At 46.9% G+C, this 1,689-nt stretch carries 3 protein-coding genes and 1 pseudogene; all 4 read right to left on the bottom strand.

Features of this window, described 5'->3' with window-relative positions; genetic code table 11:
- Window positions 1-125: Maf family protein (locus tag B7Y67_RS17250; RefSeq protein WP_293599686.1), on the bottom strand; the 125-nt coding region annotated here is incomplete at its 3' end.
- 7 nt (window positions 126-132) lie between these two features.
- Window positions 133-576 carry a 23S rRNA (pseudouridine(1915)-N(3))-methyltransferase RlmH gene (gene rlmH / locus B7Y67_RS17255; RefSeq protein WP_293599684.1) on the bottom strand — a complete coding sequence of 148 codons (444 nt, stop codon included), beginning with the start codon at window positions 574-576 and terminating at the stop codon, window positions 133-135.
- 13 nt (window positions 577-589) lie between these two features.
- Window positions 590-976, bottom strand: a pseudogene (gene rsfS, locus B7Y67_RS17260) (ribosome silencing factor); the annotation flags it as partial.
- A 55-nt stretch (window positions 977-1,031) separates the two neighbouring features.
- Window positions 1,032-1,689: nicotinate-nicotinamide nucleotide adenylyltransferase (locus B7Y67_RS17265; protein WP_293599685.1), on the bottom strand; the 658-nt coding region annotated here is incomplete at its 5' end.

A 1,689-nucleotide genomic window follows, 5' to 3' on the forward strand; every position in this document is an offset into this window, starting at 1 on the left:
GGAACTTCAAGAGTCTCTGTATCTTCACCCGGTCCTGCAACCAGCATTTCGAAAGGCACGCCAATCTGTTTAAGTAACTCTTGGCGACGTGGACTTTGTGAGGCAAGGTATATGTAAGAAAACATTAGAAGCTCACTCCCGGTGATAGGGGTGACCCTGCAAAATAGTCCAAGCTCGATAGAGCTGCTCAACTAATAAGACTCTTGCCATTGCGTGAGGCAATGTCAGGCTTGAGAGGCGCCACATCGCTTGAGCACACTCCTTGAGACTGGGATCGAGTCCATCGGCACCACCAATCAAGAAGGTGATGTCAAAACCTTCTTGTCGCCAGTTTGCCAGCTGCGTAGCTAGATTTTGAGTGGTCTGATCTTTGCCGCGCTCATCCAGCGCAATGACGCGAGAACCTTTTGGAATAGCCGCTGCAATTTTGATAGCCTCTTTAGCTGGGGTGAGATCGGGCTTAATCTCTTTGATTTCGATGCTGCAGTCTGCGGGCATGCGCTTAATGTAATCATGGGTTGCAGTTGCAACCCATTCTGGCATTTTGTGACCAACAGAAACAATCGTTAAACGCATTACTAAAGCATTAATCTTCGTCGTCAGGTTCGCTTGCTTTCACAAGACCTTTGTCTGCTGCCAATTTGACGCGCACTGGCTTGGCGCCCCACATACCTTCAAGTTGGTAGTAAGCGCGCAATGCGGGTTGCAGAATATGAACCACGATATCGCCACAGTCGACGAGTACCCATTCACCAGTTTCTAAGCCTTCGACGGAAATGACTTCGCCGCCCTTTGCATTAACCGCTTCTTTAACTGACATGGCTAATGATCTAGTCTGACGATTGGAGGTGCCAGTGGCAATGATCACACGATCAAATAGCTCACTGAGTTTGGTGGTGTCGTAAACGCGAATATCTTGAGCCTTGACATCTTCCAGGGCATCGATCACGACACGTTGTAATTTAGTTAAGTCCATAGTTTCTTTAATATTTTTTCTGAGATTTTTGTATATAAGGGTGATCTTAGCCTGATTACTTATACAGACCCAGATTTGTGATGATTTCTAAAGCGTGTGACGGAATGTGCTCGGAGGCAATGGCACTACGAGAAGTGCTTTTAAGTTGATTCCGCAATTCGGTTGATGAAAGGTCTACTGAAAGACTGTTATCTAGGTAGATGCGGCCAAATGGGCTTTTTTCAAGGGTATCTGGGTCATTACATTGATGATTTGCCAATAAAGCCTTAATTTCAGGGCTCATCTCCCCGGAAAGTTCATGGTGAGGCCTGCTGGCTACTGCTAAATTCACAAAACCTAACAATTGATCCCAGGAGTTCCAGGAGGGAAGGTTCAGAAGAGAGTCGGCCCCCATTAACCAAGTCAGGCTAACTTGAGAGCCAAAACGCTCCCTGAGGACTTTTGCGGTATCAATGGCATAGCTCGGGCCTGCACGATCAATTTCAATGCGATCAACGCCAATTTGAGTCGGTATTTTTAAGTACAGAAATGCACGAGCTAGATCAATGCCTGCTGCTTCAGTTAGTTTGAGGCGTAACTCAGCAGGCGTGATGTCGGAGTTTTTTTGCCAAGGTTCGCCACTGGGGATTAGTAGCAAGGCATCGAGACGCAAAACCTTTGCAAAATGGGTAGCTAATTTAAGGTGGCCAAGGTGTGGTGGGTCAAACGTACCA

The organism is Polynucleobacter sp. 35-46-11 (assembly GCF_002281105.1).

Coding starts and splice junctions, on each gene's coding strand:
- rlmH (WP_293599684.1), bottom strand. CDS start 576: ATGCGTTTAACGATTGTTTCTGTTGGTCACAAAATGCCAGAATGGGTT.